This window comes from Candidatus Pelagibacter sp. Uisw_092 (assembly GCF_047729545.1).
In the GTDB taxonomy this organism is placed as follows: domain Bacteria; phylum Pseudomonadota; class Alphaproteobacteria; order Pelagibacterales; family Pelagibacteraceae; genus Pelagibacter.
This window is the reverse complement of sequence record NZ_CP159824.1, coordinates 792,514-806,487: the sequence shown is the minus strand read 5'-3', so window position 1 is coordinate 806,487 and position 13,974 is coordinate 792,514. Positions and strand designations below refer to the sequence as shown.

16 protein-coding genes are annotated in these 13,974 nt (G+C 31.9%); 11 read left to right on the top strand and 5 right to left on the bottom strand.

The features are described from left to right. Positions 1–10: 10 nt before the first annotated feature. The 4 genes from ABXT63_RS04495 to ABXT63_RS04480 are packed head-to-tail and all read left to right on the top strand — an operon-like array spanning position 11 to position 5,788. Positions 11–2,443, top strand: coding sequence for a GcvT family protein (locus ABXT63_RS04495; protein ID WP_415320398.1), 2,433 nt, complete (start codon positions 11–13; stop codon positions 2,441–2,443). Then, positions 2,443–3,192: an electron transfer flavoprotein subunit beta/FixA family protein gene (locus ABXT63_RS04490; protein WP_415320397.1), complete on the top strand. Its 750-nt coding sequence runs from the start codon at positions 2,443–2,445 to the stop codon at positions 3,190–3,192. The genes ABXT63_RS04495 and ABXT63_RS04490 overlap by 1 nt, the downstream gene beginning before the upstream one ends. Continuing rightward, positions 3,192–4,145 (top strand): electron transfer flavoprotein subunit alpha/FixB family protein, encoded by a 954-nt coding sequence (locus tag ABXT63_RS04485; RefSeq protein ID WP_415320396.1) that lies wholly within the window; start codon positions 3,192–3,194, stop codon positions 4,143–4,145. Before ABXT63_RS04490 ends, ABXT63_RS04485 begins: the two co-directional genes overlap by 1 nt. A gap of 23 nt (positions 4,146–4,168) precedes the next feature. Beyond that, the gene (locus ABXT63_RS04480) at positions 4,169–5,788 is read left to right on the top strand and encodes an electron transfer flavoprotein-ubiquinone oxidoreductase (protein ID WP_415320395.1); all 1,620 of its coding nucleotides are present in this window, start codon (positions 4,169–4,171) and stop codon (positions 5,786–5,788) included. Between the two features lie 13 nt (positions 5,789–5,801). Here ABXT63_RS04480 and ABXT63_RS04475 read toward each other — a convergent pair whose 3' ends face one another. Next, positions 5,802–6,017 carry a hypothetical protein gene (locus ABXT63_RS04475; protein ID WP_415320394.1) on the bottom strand — a complete coding sequence of 72 codons (216 nt, stop codon included), beginning with the start codon at positions 6,015–6,017 and terminating at the stop codon, positions 5,802–5,804. 101 nt (positions 6,018–6,118) lie between these two features. Here ABXT63_RS04475 and ABXT63_RS04470 point away from each other — a divergent pair, with 101 nt between their 5' ends. Beyond that, entirely contained in the window at positions 6,119–7,078 is a 960-nt protein-coding gene (locus tag ABXT63_RS04470) for a MarR family transcriptional regulator (RefSeq protein ID WP_415320393.1), read from the top strand. Between the two features lie 20 nt (positions 7,079–7,098). On the opposite strand, the gene ABXT63_RS04465 is transcribed toward ABXT63_RS04470, so the two are convergent. Further along, on the bottom strand, positions 7,099–7,473 hold the full coding sequence (locus ABXT63_RS04465; protein ID WP_415320392.1) for a DUF2237 family protein: 375 nt from the start codon (positions 7,471–7,473) through the stop codon (positions 7,099–7,101). Continuing rightward, positions 7,474–7,941 carry a phosphoribosyl-AMP cyclohydrolase gene (hisI, locus tag ABXT63_RS04460; RefSeq protein ID WP_415320391.1) on the bottom strand — a complete coding sequence of 156 codons (468 nt, stop codon included), beginning with the start codon at positions 7,939–7,941 and terminating at the stop codon, positions 7,474–7,476. A gap of 77 nt (positions 7,942–8,018) precedes the next feature. On the opposite strand from hisI, the gene folE reads away from it, so the two are divergent. Genes folE through ABXT63_RS04445 form a run of 3 tightly spaced genes read left to right on the top strand, consistent with a single transcriptional unit; the run spans position 8,019 to position 10,538 of the window. Then, on the top strand, positions 8,019–8,627 hold the full coding sequence (gene folE / locus ABXT63_RS04455; protein WP_415320390.1) for a GTP cyclohydrolase I FolE: 609 nt from the start codon (positions 8,019–8,021) through the stop codon (positions 8,625–8,627). Between the two features lie 21 nt (positions 8,628–8,648). Then, positions 8,649–9,650: an MDR family oxidoreductase gene (locus ABXT63_RS04450; RefSeq protein WP_415320389.1), complete on the top strand. Its 1,002-nt coding sequence runs from the start codon at positions 8,649–8,651 to the stop codon at positions 9,648–9,650. After that, entirely contained in the window at positions 9,651–10,538 is an 888-nt protein-coding gene (locus ABXT63_RS04445; RefSeq protein ID WP_415320388.1) for a LysR family transcriptional regulator, read from the top strand. It abuts the gene before it with no gap. Position 10,539: 1 nt separating this feature from the next. Here ABXT63_RS04445 and ABXT63_RS04440 read toward each other — a convergent pair whose 3' ends face one another. Next, on the bottom strand, positions 10,540–11,280 hold the full coding sequence (locus ABXT63_RS04440) for a helix-turn-helix domain-containing protein (RefSeq protein ID WP_415320387.1): 741 nt from the start codon (positions 11,278–11,280) through the stop codon (positions 10,540–10,542). Between the two features lie 29 nt (positions 11,281–11,309). Further along, entirely contained in the window at positions 11,310–11,972 is a 663-nt protein-coding gene (locus ABXT63_RS04435; RefSeq protein ID WP_415320386.1) for a helix-turn-helix domain-containing protein, read from the bottom strand. 111 nt (positions 11,973–12,083) lie between these two features. Here ABXT63_RS04435 and ABXT63_RS04430 point away from each other — a divergent pair, with 111 nt between their 5' ends. The 3 genes from ABXT63_RS04430 to ABXT63_RS04420 are packed head-to-tail and all read left to right on the top strand — an operon-like array spanning position 12,084 to position 13,911. Further along, positions 12,084–12,248 (top strand): hypothetical protein, encoded by a 165-nt coding sequence (locus ABXT63_RS04430; RefSeq protein WP_415320385.1) that lies wholly within the window; start codon positions 12,084–12,086, stop codon positions 12,246–12,248. 51 nt (positions 12,249–12,299) lie between these two features. Continuing rightward, positions 12,300–13,577, top strand: coding sequence for an isocitrate lyase (aceA, locus tag ABXT63_RS04425; RefSeq protein WP_415320384.1), 1,278 nt, complete (start codon positions 12,300–12,302; stop codon positions 13,575–13,577). Between the two features lie 40 nt (positions 13,578–13,617). Then, positions 13,618–13,911, top strand: coding sequence for a hypothetical protein (locus ABXT63_RS04420; RefSeq protein WP_415320383.1), 294 nt, complete (start codon positions 13,618–13,620; stop codon positions 13,909–13,911). Positions 13,912–13,974 lie beyond the last annotated feature (63 nt).

The window sequence follows — 13,974 nt, the reverse complement described above, 5'->3', positions numbered from 1 at the left end:
AATTGGACTAATGAAATCTAAAGCTAAAGTTGTTGTAGTTGGTGGTGGCGTAGTGGGGGTTAGTGCTCTTTATCACTTGGCAAAAAAAGGTTTGTCTGATGTTGTTCTTGTCGAGAGAAAAGAATTAACTTCAGGATCAACTTGGCACGCAGCAGGTCTGCTTCCATTATTTAATATGAGTTATTCAGTTGGACAGCTTCATAAGTATGCAGTTGATCTTTACAAAAAATTAGAAGAAGAGACAGGACAAAATGTTGGCTTCAGTGTTGTCTCAAACATTCGTTTAGCAAGTACTAAAGATAGGATGGATGAGTATCACCAATACGCAGGTGTTGCACAAACTATAGGTGTTGATGTAAAATTTTTAACTCCAGATCAGGTAAAAGAAATTTGGCCTTTATGTCGTACGGATGATTTACTTGGTGCAATACAACACCCTGAAGATGGATATATTCAACCTGCAGACTTAACTCAGGCAATGGCAACTGGTGCAAGAAATATGGGTGCAGAGATTTATAGAAATACAGCTGTAGTTGGAATTAAACAAACTAAAGATGGGTGGATTGTTGAAACTGATAAAGGAGCTATTGAATGCGAACATGTTATTTCTTGTTCAGGAAATTTTGCAAGACAAACTGGAAAAATGGTTGGTTTAGATATTCCAGTTATTCCGGTTGAACATCAATATATTGTTACAGAAGCACACCCAGATATTTTAAAAAGAAAAAAAGAAGGCTTACCAGAGATGGGAGTTTTAAGAGATAGTGATAGCAGATGGTACATGAGAGAAGAAGCTGGTGGATTAATATTAGGACCATATGAAGATGGTGCTCCAGCCTGTTATGTAGACGGTCCATCAAAAGATTCAGAGTACGAATTATTCCAAGAAGATCTTGATAGACTTGCACCACACATAGAAGGTGCAATTCATCGTGTTCCAGCCTTTGGCGAAGTAGGTGTAAAAAAAGTTTATAACGGAGCAATTTGTTACACACCTGATGGAAACCCTATTGTTGGTCCAGCTTGGGGACTTAAAAATTTTTGGATAAATGAAGGACATAGTTTTGGTATTACTGCAGCAGGTGGAGCGGGTTGGCAACTTGCAGAATGGATTGTAGATGGAGAACCAACAATTGATATGCTTGGTGTTGAACCTAGAAGGTTTGGTGATTATGCAACAAAATCTTATTTAAAAGAAAAAAATGAAGAAGCTTACAACCATGTATTTAAAGTTCATTATCCTGACGAAGAAAGAGGTGCTGCTAGAGAATTAAGAACATCACCTTGTTATGATAGAATGAAAGCATTAGGTGCTGTTTTTGGGCAAAAATTTGGTTGGGAAAGACCTAATTTCTTTGCAGTAGATGGAATGGAACAAAAAGATGATTGGTCTTTTAGAAGATCCAAGTGGTTTGAAGCAATAAAAAAAGAATGTAAAAATGTAAAAGAAAATGTGGGTCTTTTAGATATGACTGCATTTGCAAAATGTAGAATTAAAGGATCTGGTGCTGAAGAATTTTTAGATTATTTAGTAGCAAACAAACTTCCAAAAAAAATAGGAAGAATTGGTTTATGTCACGCCCTTAATACTAAAGGAGGAGTGCATTCCGAATTTACAATAATGAGAGAAGCTCCAGATAGTTTCTATTTAGTTTCTGCAGGAGCGAACCAAAGATTAGACCATGACTGGATTCAAAAATGGATGCCAAATGATGGGACAGTTCAATTTGAAAATCTAACTAATAGTATGGGTGTGCTAGTTGTGTCTGGTCCAAAGGCTAGAGAATTAATGACAAGAGTTTCCAGCGATGATTTTTCTGGTGAAAACTTTAAATGGTTGAGTGCTAAAAATGTGAATGTTGGAAATGCGCCAGTGAATGCTATGAGAGTAAACTTTGTAGGGGAACTTGGTTGGGAGCTTCATCATCCAATTGAATACCAAAACCATATATTTGATAAATTAATGGAAGCTGGCAAAGATTTAGGTCTTAAGCCTTATGGAATTAGAGCAATGAATAGTTTAAGACTTGAAAAATCTTATAAACTTGTTGGGACAGAATTATCAATTGAATATTCACCTTACGAATCTGGACTAGATAGATTTATACATCCTAATAAAGGAAACTTTATTGGCTTAGAAGCACTTAATAAGTGGAGAGAAAAAGGTTTTAAAAATAAACTGGTTACTATGGAAATTCACAATGTTGAAGATGCAGATGTATTGGGAAATAATCCAATTTATGAAAACAATAAAGTTGTTGGACGTGCAACAGGAGGAGATTTTGGATTTAGACTGGGTAAATCGATTGCATTAGGAATGGTGAACCCTGATGTTGCGACAACTGGTCAAAAATTGAAAATTGATATTTTAGGAAAAATGTACGATGCTACTATATTAGATGAGAGTCCCTACGATCCAGAAAATGATTTATTGAGAGCATAATGAAAATATTAGTCGCTGTTAAAAGAGTAATTGATTACAACGTTCAAGTCAGAGTTAAAGAGGATGGAACTGGTGTTGTAACTGATAATGTAAAAATGTCGAGCAATCCACCTGACGATAATGCGATTGAAGAAGCTGTAAAAATTAAAGAAGCAGGAAAAGCAACAGAGATTATTGCAATTACAGTCGGTGAGGAAAAATCACAAGAAACTGTTAGAAAAGCTTTGGCTGTTGGTGCTGATAGAGGTATTTTAATCAAAACAGAAGGAACAGTTGAACCGTTAGCTGTAGCAAAAGCACTACAAAAGATTGTTGAAAAAGAAAAACCAGATCTAGTTTTTATGGGCAAACAAGCAATTGATGATGACTGTAACCAAACAGGTCAAATGTTAAGTGCTTTATTGAACTGGCCCCAAGCAACTTTTGCATCAAAAATTGAAGTAAAAGACAAAACTTTAGAAGTAACAAGAGAGGTTGATGAGGGATTAGAAACAATCGAGGTTAATCTTCCAGCCATTGTTACCTGTGATCTAAGATTAAATGAGCCACGTTATGCCTCACTACCAAATATAATGAAAGCTAAAAAGAAACCTTTAGAAATATTAACTGCTACAGACTTAGGGATTGATACTACACCAAGAGTTCAGCAAATTAAAGTGGAAGAGCCACCAAAAAGAAAAGCAGGAATTAAAGTTGCAAGTGTTGCTGAGTTGGTTAGCAAACTTAAAAATGAGGCAAAGGTAATATAATGTCAGTTTTATTAATAGCAGAGCATAATAATAAAGAAGTAAGACCTTTTACATTAAACGCAATTACTGCAGCATCACAAATGGATGGAGATGTACATGTTTTATTAATTGGAAATAATTGTGGAGACGTTGCTAAATTATTATCTGAAATGCCAGCTGTTAAAAAAGTACTACACGCTGAAGCTGCTCACTATGAAAACTACTTAGCAGAAAACTTTGCACCATTAGTCGTTAAAGTTTCAGAAAATTATTCTCACATTGTTAGCTCTGCAAATACATTTGGTAAGAATTTGATGCCAAGAATAGCAGCTCATTTAGATATATCTCAAGTAAGTGATATTACTAAAGTTATATCGCCTGATACATTCATAAGACCTATTTATGCAGGAAATGCATTTGCTACAGTAAAAAGTACAGATACAAAAAAATGCATAACAATTAGACCAACTTCTTTTGAACCTTGTGAAACATCTGGTGGATCTGCTCCAATAGAAAAAATTGAAGCAACTGAAGAGTTTACTTTATCAAAATTTATTAAAAGAGAAGAAGTTAAATCAGATAGACCTGAGCTTGGAACGGCTAGAGTTGTAATTTCAGGTGGTAGAGGAATGCAGAATGGAGAGAATTTTAAATTGATTGCTGATATTGCAGATAAATTAAATGCTGCAATTGGTGCATCAAGAGCTGCAGTTGATGCAGGTTATATAAGCAATGAACACCAAGTTGGTCAAACTGGTAAAGTAGTTGTGCCTGATTTATATATTGCGGTTGGAATTTCAGGAGCAATTCAGCACTTAGCTGGAATGAAAGAAAGCAAAATAATTGTTGCTATAAATAAAGATGGTGAAGCTCCAATATTTAGTGTCGCAGACTATGGTCTAGAAGCTGATTTATTTGAGGCGTTACCTCAATTCCTAGAAGAATTGAATAAATTAAATAGTATACAAAAATAATCAATACTGTAAAAATTTAAGATATGCCTAGAGAAGCAATGGATTATGATGTGGTAATCGTTGGGGGTGGTCCTTCAGGACTATCTACGGCAATTAAACTTAAACAATTAGATCCAGAATTAAATGTGTGTTTACTTGAAAAAGCCTCAGAGATTGGAGCGCATATTTTAAGCGGTAATGTGTTTGAAACTAGAGCTTTAGATGAGTTATTACCAAACTGGAAAGAACTTAATTCACCTATAAAAACTAAGGTTTCTAAAGAAAAATTCTTATTTTTAGGAAAATCAAAATCATTAAGCTGGCCGACATGGCTACTTCCATCAGTTCAACAAAATCATAATAATTACATAATCAGTTTAGCAAACCTATGTAGATGGCTAGCAGAACAAGCTGAAGCTTTAGGTGTAGAAATATTTCCAGGCTTTCCTGCAAGTGAAATTTTATACAAAGAAGATGGATCAGTTAAGGGAGTTGCAACTCAAGACATGGGAGTTGATAAAGATGGAAATAAGAAAGATGGCTTTGAACCAGGCATAGAGCTTTTAGGAAAAGTCACTGTTTTTGCAGAAGGATGCAGAGGACATCTTGGAAAAGAACTTATAAAAAAATTTAACCTTGATGAAGGTAAAGATCCTCAACAGTATGGAATTGGATTTAAAGAAATTTGGGAAATCAGTGAACAAAATCATGAAGACGGAATGGTAATGCATACCGCAGGTTGGCCTTTAGATAACAATACTTATGGTGGAAGTTTTATGTATCATGCAGAAAACAAACAAGTTTTTTTAGGTTATGTAATTGGTCTTGATTATAAAAACCCACACCTTTCACCATTCGATGAATTTCAAAGATTTAAAACTCATCCAGTAATAAAAAAAGTAATTGAAGGTGGAAAACGTATATCTTATGGAGCAAGAGCTTTAATTGAAGGAGGGCTTCAAAGTTTACCAAAAATGTTTATGCCTGGTGCTTTATTAATTGGTTGTGATGCAGGAACTTTAAATATGCCTAAGATTAAAGGATCACATACTGCAATGAAAAGTGGGATGATTGCTGCTGAAACTATAAATGAACATTTAAAAGAAAAGAAAGATTTATCAATTTATGAAGATAAATTTAAAAAAAGTTGGATTTATGAAGAGCTACATACTGCCCGAAATATTAAGCCAAGCTTTAGCTGGGGTTTAATTTTAGGAATAATATTTACAGGAATAGATCAAATTTTATTTAGGGGAAAATTACCTTTTACCTTAAGGCACAAACATGCTGATCATGAAACTTTAAAACCAGCAAATGAAATGCCTAAAATTTACTACCCAAAGCCTGATAATATTATTACTTTTGATAAAACAAGTTCTGTATATTTAACAGGAACTAACCATAGTGAAAATCAGCCAGTCCATTTACAACTTAAGGATCCAAATTTGCCAATCAGTTATACTTTAGAAAAATTTGATGAACCTGCGCAAAGATATTGTCCTGCTGGTGTTTATGAAGTTCAAAATGAAAATGGTGTAAATAAATTTGTCATAAATTCTCAAAATTGTATTCACTGTAAAACTTGTGATATAAAAGAGCCCTCTCAGAACATTACATGGGTTACACCAGAAGGAAGTGGTGGGCCTAAATACGGAAATATGTAATTAAAAATATTTCTTAGAAAGATAAAATTATTCCAACTATAAAAATTAAAGAAAGTATTAATCCTGAAAAAACTAAGTTTGTTCTTGTTTCTTTTTCTTTCACTTTTCTTGCTCTATTTAAGAGAATATTTATATCAACTCGTCCAGATGATGAAACTCCCTCACTCTTTTCAGGGGTTAAAGGAGGAAGACCATTCACTTCTGTAGAAATTACTTTTTCTGAACTCATGGATAATCAATACCAACTTACTAAAAAAATTGAAATAATTCCAATGTCCAAAATGGGTTAACTCTTATCTATCAATTGTCCAATATGGGTTTTTTAGAATTATGAATACTAAACCAACTATATCATCTCAAATTGATGAAAAAATATTCATCAAAGTAATTGATAAACACTTTAGTAGATTGGCACCATATTATTACAAATGGATAAACGGTTGGTTGATTGGGGCCTACGAAAATTTTAGAAATATAGATAAATATATAATCTTAATTTACATAATTAACCAAGATTTCATATTTTTTAGAAAAAATGGGTTAATAGTTGATTATGATACATTCTATAAGGATAAAACATTAGAAGTAGCAAAAATTAATATCAGCAAAATTTCAAAAGATCTTCAAATACCAAAAGAGAGTGTAAGAAGAAAAGTTGAAGAACTAGAAAAAGCAGAGATAATTAAAAGAAAAGGTAAACAAATTTTTGTAAATACAACAGCAATTCCTGTAGTTCAAGCAAATTTAACTTTAAAAAATATGAGTGTTTTATTGTGTGAGTTTAATAAAATTCTTAAAGAAGAAGGGATTGTTGAAGTAGCTTACCCAACTACAGAAATTTCAGATTCAATTAAAAAAAACTTTTCTTTTGTTTGGTATCAATTTTATAAGTTCTTATTTATATTTACCAACAGATGCAGAAAAACAGTTGGAGACTTAGAAACTTTTTGCGTTGGAGTTATAGTTCTACTTAACGCAGCTGAAAATAAAAGTTTTAAACTTAAAGAATTAACTAGAAAAAAATATCAAATTTCAATTCAAGGGTCTGATGAAAGAGGAGTTAATGCAATGTCTATTTCTGATATAACAGGAATTCCAAGAATAACAGTTATTAGAAAAGTAAAAAAATTGATAAAAAGAAATATTCTTCAAATTAATGAAAAAAAATTAATTATTTTAAACATCTCAGGTGTTGCAGTAGATGAAATTTATGAATTACAAAATCAAAATATGAGATCTTTAAGTAATTTTATTTATAGAGCTTTTAATCAAATTAAAATTATAATCTAATTATCTTATCTTGAAATAAACTAAGATAAATCAATAGCATTTTTTTTTAAAACTTCCATAGAAACAAGTTTTAAAGTTTTTTCATGAGTTTTTTTTAAATATACAGGACAAGGTTTTCCAGCATCTGCAGCTCTTGCATACCAACTGGCACAAACACACCAACCATCTCCTGCTTTAAGACCTGGAAACCCAAACTCAGGATGAGGGGTTATTAAATCATTACCAGCTTCTTTACACCACTCTAAAAATTCTGTTGTAACTTTTGCACAAACAGTGTGAACACCGTGATCATTTTCATCAGTGCTACAACAGCCATCTCTATGCCATCCAGTTAAAGGGTCGTTAGAACATTCTTCTAGATCTTCACCTAGAACATTTTTTTGATTGTCACTCATTTAAATTTTTGTTGGATTGGGTTGACCTTTGTAGACAACCTCTGGATCAAAAGATTTTTCTTTCTCTTCAAACTTCATTTCAATTTCTCTACCATTTTCAATTGTGCCTAATGGAATTGATCTATAAAAACATGATCGATAACCAACATGACAACTAGAGCCATCTCCAATATCAACAGTTAACCAAACTGAATCTTGATCATCATCAATTCTTATCTCTAAAACTTTTTGAGTGAAGCCACTAGTTTTACCTTTGTGCCAAATTTGCTGTCTAGATCTACTAAAGTAATGAGCTTCTTTAGTCTCGATAGTTTTTTTAAAAGCCTCAACATTCATGTATCCATGCATCAAAACATCTTTAGTTTTTGAGCACATAGTGATGACTGGAATTAAGCCATCATTATCAAATTTTGGTGAAAGGAGTTTTCCCTCTTCAATTTCGACTATATTTTCTCTTTTTTTAAACATATGTAGGTGATTATGTAGCATATTGAACAATATATTAAATATTTTAAAAACAATGATTTACTGTATAAACTTGCCTTATGAAATTAGTTGAAGACACAGATAGCAAGATTTTAGATACCAAAAAAATTTCTGATAAAGAAGCTGAAGAGGCTTTTAAAACTATTTTAACTTGGATGGGTGAAGATCCTAGTAGAGAAGGATTATTAGAAACTCCAAAAAGAGTTGTTAAAGCATACAAAGAATATTTTGCTGGTTATGCAGAAGATCCTAATAAAATTTTAGATAAAACTTTTGGAGATGTCGAAGGGTATGATGATATGGTTGTACAAAAGAATGTCTCTGTACAAAGTCATTGCGAACACCATATGGCTCCAATTATTGGAATTGCACATGTTGCATACATACCAAACGAAAGAGTTGTTGGTTTAAGTAAACTTGCTAGAGTTGTTGAAGTTTTTTCAAAAAGATTACAAACTCAAGAAAGACTTACAATGCAAATTGCTAAAACAATAATGGAATCTCTAGATGCAAAAGGTGTAGCTGTAACAATCGACTCAACTCATCAATGCATGACTATGAGAGGTATTAAAAAAGAAACCGCAACAACAGTTACAAATTATTTCTTAGGACAATTTAAAGAAGACCTTAGTATTCAAAATAGATACTTAAGATTTATTAGTAAGTAAATTTCCTAAGGAGGGAAAAGCATGTCAGATAATTTTAAAGCACTAGTTATTAATCAAGAGGGTGAAAATTTTACACGAGAAGTAAAATCAATAGATAAATCATTTTTAAAACATGGTGATGTTACTGTTAAAGTAGATTATTCAGATTTAAACTATAAAGATGGAATGATTTTGAAAAATGGTGGTCGTCTTGTTAAAGAATTTCCACATATTCCAGGCATAGATTTTTCTGGTACTGTTCTTGAAAGTGAAAATCAAAAATTTAAAACTGGTGATGAAATAATTTTAACTGGATGGAGAGTTGGAGAAGCTTTTTTTGGTGGATACTCTCAGATAGCGAAAGTTAATGCCGATTTTTTAGTTAAGAGACCTTCAAACCTAACTAGCAAACAGGCTATGATGTTAGGAACAGCTGGCTTTACATCTTTAATGAGTGCTTTTGCTATTCAAGCTAGAGAAGAAATTTTATTAGGCGATAAAGTAAATGATGTATTGGTTACTGGAGCTACCGGTGGGGTGGGAAGTGTAGCGGTAATGGCTCTTACTAAATTAGGATACAATGTAACAGCTGTTACAGGAAAAGATTCCAAAACAGATTATTTAAAATCGTTAGGAGCAAAAAATGTTGTTAATAGAGCTGATTTTGACAAAGATCCAAGACCTATTGATAAAGGATTATGGGATGGTGTAGTTGATACGGTAGGAGGTAAAATTTTAGCTAATGCAATAGCTCAAACTAGATCAAATGGAATTATAGCTGTTTGTGGTAATGCAAACAGTAATGAACTAAATACAAATTTATTACCATTCATGCTAAGGGGAATTAAAGTTTGGGGAATGGACTCAGCAAATTGTAGCATTAAAAGAAGAGAATTTATTTGGGCAGAAGCAGCAAAGCTTGTTGATTTTGAAGTTCTTGAAAAATCAATCTTAACTGTAAGTTTAGATGAATTGTTAGAAATATACCCAAAAATTTTAAAGGGTGAAATTTCAGGAAGAGTTTTGGTAGATTTAAATAAATAGATGGATTGGGATAAATTAAAAATATTCCACGCAGTTGCAGAAGCAGGTAGTTTTACTAACGCAACAATAAACTTAAATTTAAGTCAATCAGCAATAAGCAGACAAATTCAATCATTAGAACTGGATCTTAAAGTACAACTCTTTGAAAGACACGCAAGAGGTCTTACTTTAACTGAAAATGGTGAATATTTATTTAAAACAGCTCACGATGTAATTAGTAAATTAAAAGAAGTTGAATCTACACTGGGAGATCAAAAAAATAAACCAACAGGTAAATTAACAATTACAACTGTTAGAAGTTTTGGTACTCACTGGTTAACACCTCGTATTCAAGAGTTTATGACTTTAAACCCAGAAATAGAAATTGAATTAATTTTTGATGATAAAGAGTTAGATTTAAGTACGAGACAAGCAGATATAGGTATTTTTATGAGAAGACCTAAGCAGCTTAATTATATTCAAAAAAAATTAGTAGATATTAAATATTATATTTATGGCTCTAATAAATATTTAGAAAAATATGGGATGCCAAAAACAATTACAGATCTAAATAAACATAAATTCATTTCATTTGGTAAAGGGGCCCCATCTCCCGTTTATGATCCAGATTGGGCTTTAAAACTTGGAATTAAAGATTCTAAAAAAAGAAAACCAGTAATGAAAGTTAATAGTGTAATGGGTTTACTTTTAGCCGTTGAAGCTGGTGTGGGTCTTGCAGCACTTCCTGAATATTTAGTTTCAAATTCAAACAATGTAATAAAGGTTCTTCCTAATTCAGAGGGCCCCATAACAGAGGCTCACTTTGTTTATCCTCAATCATTGAAAAATACGGCCAGAATAACCGCTTTTAGAAACTTTTTATTTAGTAAAATAGGTGACTGGAAGTAGTTTATTCACTTTTATCGTTAACATAAACCGAAACTCCTCTAGAATTAATATCTACATCAAACTTTTTATGTAATGGTGGAAATGCTCGTTGGGAACAATCTAACCTGTCACAAGTTCTACACGAAACACCAATAGGAATTTCAGTTTTCTTATCTGAGATATCTAAATTTTCTGTGTACACAAATTGTTTTGCATATTTTGCCTCACAACCTAAACCAATTGATAAAATACTTTTTGATAAACCATATCGACCAACACCTTTTTCAACAGTTCTTGCAATACATACATATTTTTCACCGTTAGTCATTTTACTTACTGCAGCTTGAATTACACCAGGCCTTGTAAAGGCTGAATAGACATTCCACCTAGGGCAAGCACCACCATATCTTGGTATTTCAATCCCTGAAAGTGAAAAACGCTTAGAAATATTTCCAGCAATATCAGTTCTCAGCATATGGAAAGGTATACCTGGTAATTTAGGATCTTGAAGGCAAGTTACCCTATGAGCAACTTGCTCAAATGAAGTTGCAAAAGTATTTTGTAAAAGTTCTAAATCATATTTTAGTTTTTTACACTCTGAATGAAATAATTTGTAAGGCATTAAGATTGCAGCACCACAATAATTTAATAGAGCAACTTGAGTTAATTTTTTTGATTCTTCTGATGGAAAATTAAAATTAGATAGGTATTGATTAATTTCTTTTGATGCACCTTCCTGGGCTATTTGAGATGCTGCATGCAATTTTTTTGTTTCAAGTGTATTATAATCACTTAATAAAAGTTCTTTTTTTTTTTATTAAAAATTTTTGAAAATGGTTTACCGTCTTCAGGAATAATATCTTTAACTGTTATAGAATATTCTTTTTTTAGATATTCACATAATGCAATATATCTAGTTCTATTGTTAACTTGAATTTTTTCAAAAACTTTATTTGCAAATTCTTCAAGTTTAGAAAAATAGTTTTTATTTTCTTGAAGAAAATCAGATATTACTTCACCAGGAAATGAATTTTTTCTATTATCAACTATTTTGCCAGATAGTTTTTCTATCTTATTTATTAATTCATGATCTTTTTTTTTAAGAATATCTCCCAACCTAACAAGAGCTCTACCAATTTTTGGGTTTGTTCCTACTAAATCTTTAACTTCAGGTCCGAGTATATCTAGATCTTCGAATAATTTATCGTCTAGTATTTCTGAAATAGTATTTTCTAGATTGATATCTGACTTTGTTGTTAAATCAGAAAGTTGAATATTTAATTTTTCACAAACTTTAAGTAATAAATCACCATCAATTTTTCTTTTACCACCTTCAATTAAATTCAAATAACTAGGTGATATCTCAAGTTCTTCAGCAAGTTTATTAGCTTGTAAACCTAGTTGTCTTCTAAAAGCCTTTATTTTTGGTCCTATTTTTAAATCTAATTGACTCATAATATTAATTTGTAAATTTTGTAAATTACAATTTACAAAAAGTTTCCTTGTTTTACAAGCATTTTAACGAATTTAATAGATTTAGTAAATTTTGTAAATTATAAAGTTTACATGGAAAATATAAATAATAAAAATCAAGAAAATCAGTCTCGAATGACGAATGAAGATGATCATACTCAAAGTAGCCAGTCTGGTATTTACTTGAGAGATGACCATTGTGATTGGGGTTCAAGCGGCATGAATGAATTCACTAATGAGTTTAGTGAAGTCAAGTAAGCCTCTTAAAATCTAATTTTCTTAATTACACAACCTGGAAAGACCTAACTCATGAGCTCAGAAGCTAAAGTTTCATACGATTTAAAAAGATTTGCTGGTATTAAAAGAGATTATACACCTGAAGAAGTTGAAAGACTTAGAGGTTCAATAAAAATAGAATATTCGATGTGCAAACATCAATCAAAAAAATTATGGAATTTATTAAATTCTGAAAATTATATTAATACACTAGGATCATTGTCTGGAAATCATGCAATTCAACATGCTAAAGCAGGGTTAAAAGCAATTTACTTGAGTGGATGGCAAGTAGCAGCTGATGCAAATACAGCTGGTGAAATGTATCCTGATCAATCTCTATACCCATATGATAGTGCCCCAAAATTAGTTGAGTTGATGAACAATGCTTTAATAAGAGCAGATCAAATTCAGCATATGGAATTACAAGATGGCGATATGAAATCAAAAGATAGAACAGATTATATGCTACCAATTATTGCAGATGGGGAAGCAGGATTTGGTGGCCCATTAAATGTTTTTGAATTAACAAAAAAATTCATTAAAGCGGGAGCTGCTGGAGTTCACTTTGAAGATCAACTAGCTAGTGAAAAAAAATGTGGTCACATGGGTGGAAAAGTTTTAGTGCCAACTGGCACTATGATTAAAAATTTAAAAGCTGCAAGACTTGCTGCAGACATTGCAGATGTACCTTTGATAATTTTAGCAAGAACAGATGCTAATGCTGCGAAATTAATTACGAATGACTTTGATGAAAATGATAAACCTTTTTTAACAGGAGAAAGATCTCCTGAAGGTTTTTATTATGTTAAACACGGTATTGAACAAGCAATCTCAAGAGGTTTAGCTTATGCGCCTTATTCAGATTTAATCTGGTGTGAAACTGCGACACCGAATCTTGAGGAAGCAAAAAAGTTTGCAGACGCAATTCATGAAAAGTTTCCTGGTAAATTATTAGCTTACAATTGCTCTCCCTCGTTCAATTGGAAGAAGCATTTATCAGACGCTGAGATTTCAACATTTCAACAAAAAATTAGTGAGATGGGTTATAAATTTCAATTTATTACTCTTGCAGGATTTCATACTCAAAATATTGCAATTTTTGAACTTGCGGAAAAATATAAAACAGAAGGAATGACTGCTTATTCTAAAATCCAAGAGCTTGAATTTGCTAGGGAGAAAGATGGGTACACAAGTGTTAAACACCAAAGAGAAGTTGGGACATCTTACTTTGATGCAGTTTCAAATACTATAAGCAGTGGAAAAAGCTCCACAACTGCTATGGCAGGCTCTACAGAATCTGAGCAGTTTTAATTAGTCTTTACTTAAACTTTAAATATGTTCTAATATTTAAATGATCTTAAGTGGAATACTTTTAATCATTTTCTATATTTCTCATCGATATATTGTTGCTTGGATTATCTATTACAATAATAGTGATAAAAGATTTGGTAATTCTATTTGGCGTTGGACTTATGATTATAAGGTTATTGGTGAAAGAGATATTTCAGATCTTGATGATAAGCCTTTTGTAAGAAAAAGAAGAATTAGAAATCGCACAGTTACCTTAATGTATTGTAACTTTTTTACAGGTTTTGTTATCTCCCTGTCTTTTTTAAGTAATTTACTTATTGCAATATTATTTTAATTAACTCTTGCAAACTGCGTCAATTAATGCGATTGATAATCATTCGCAATGCTAATAATAAGC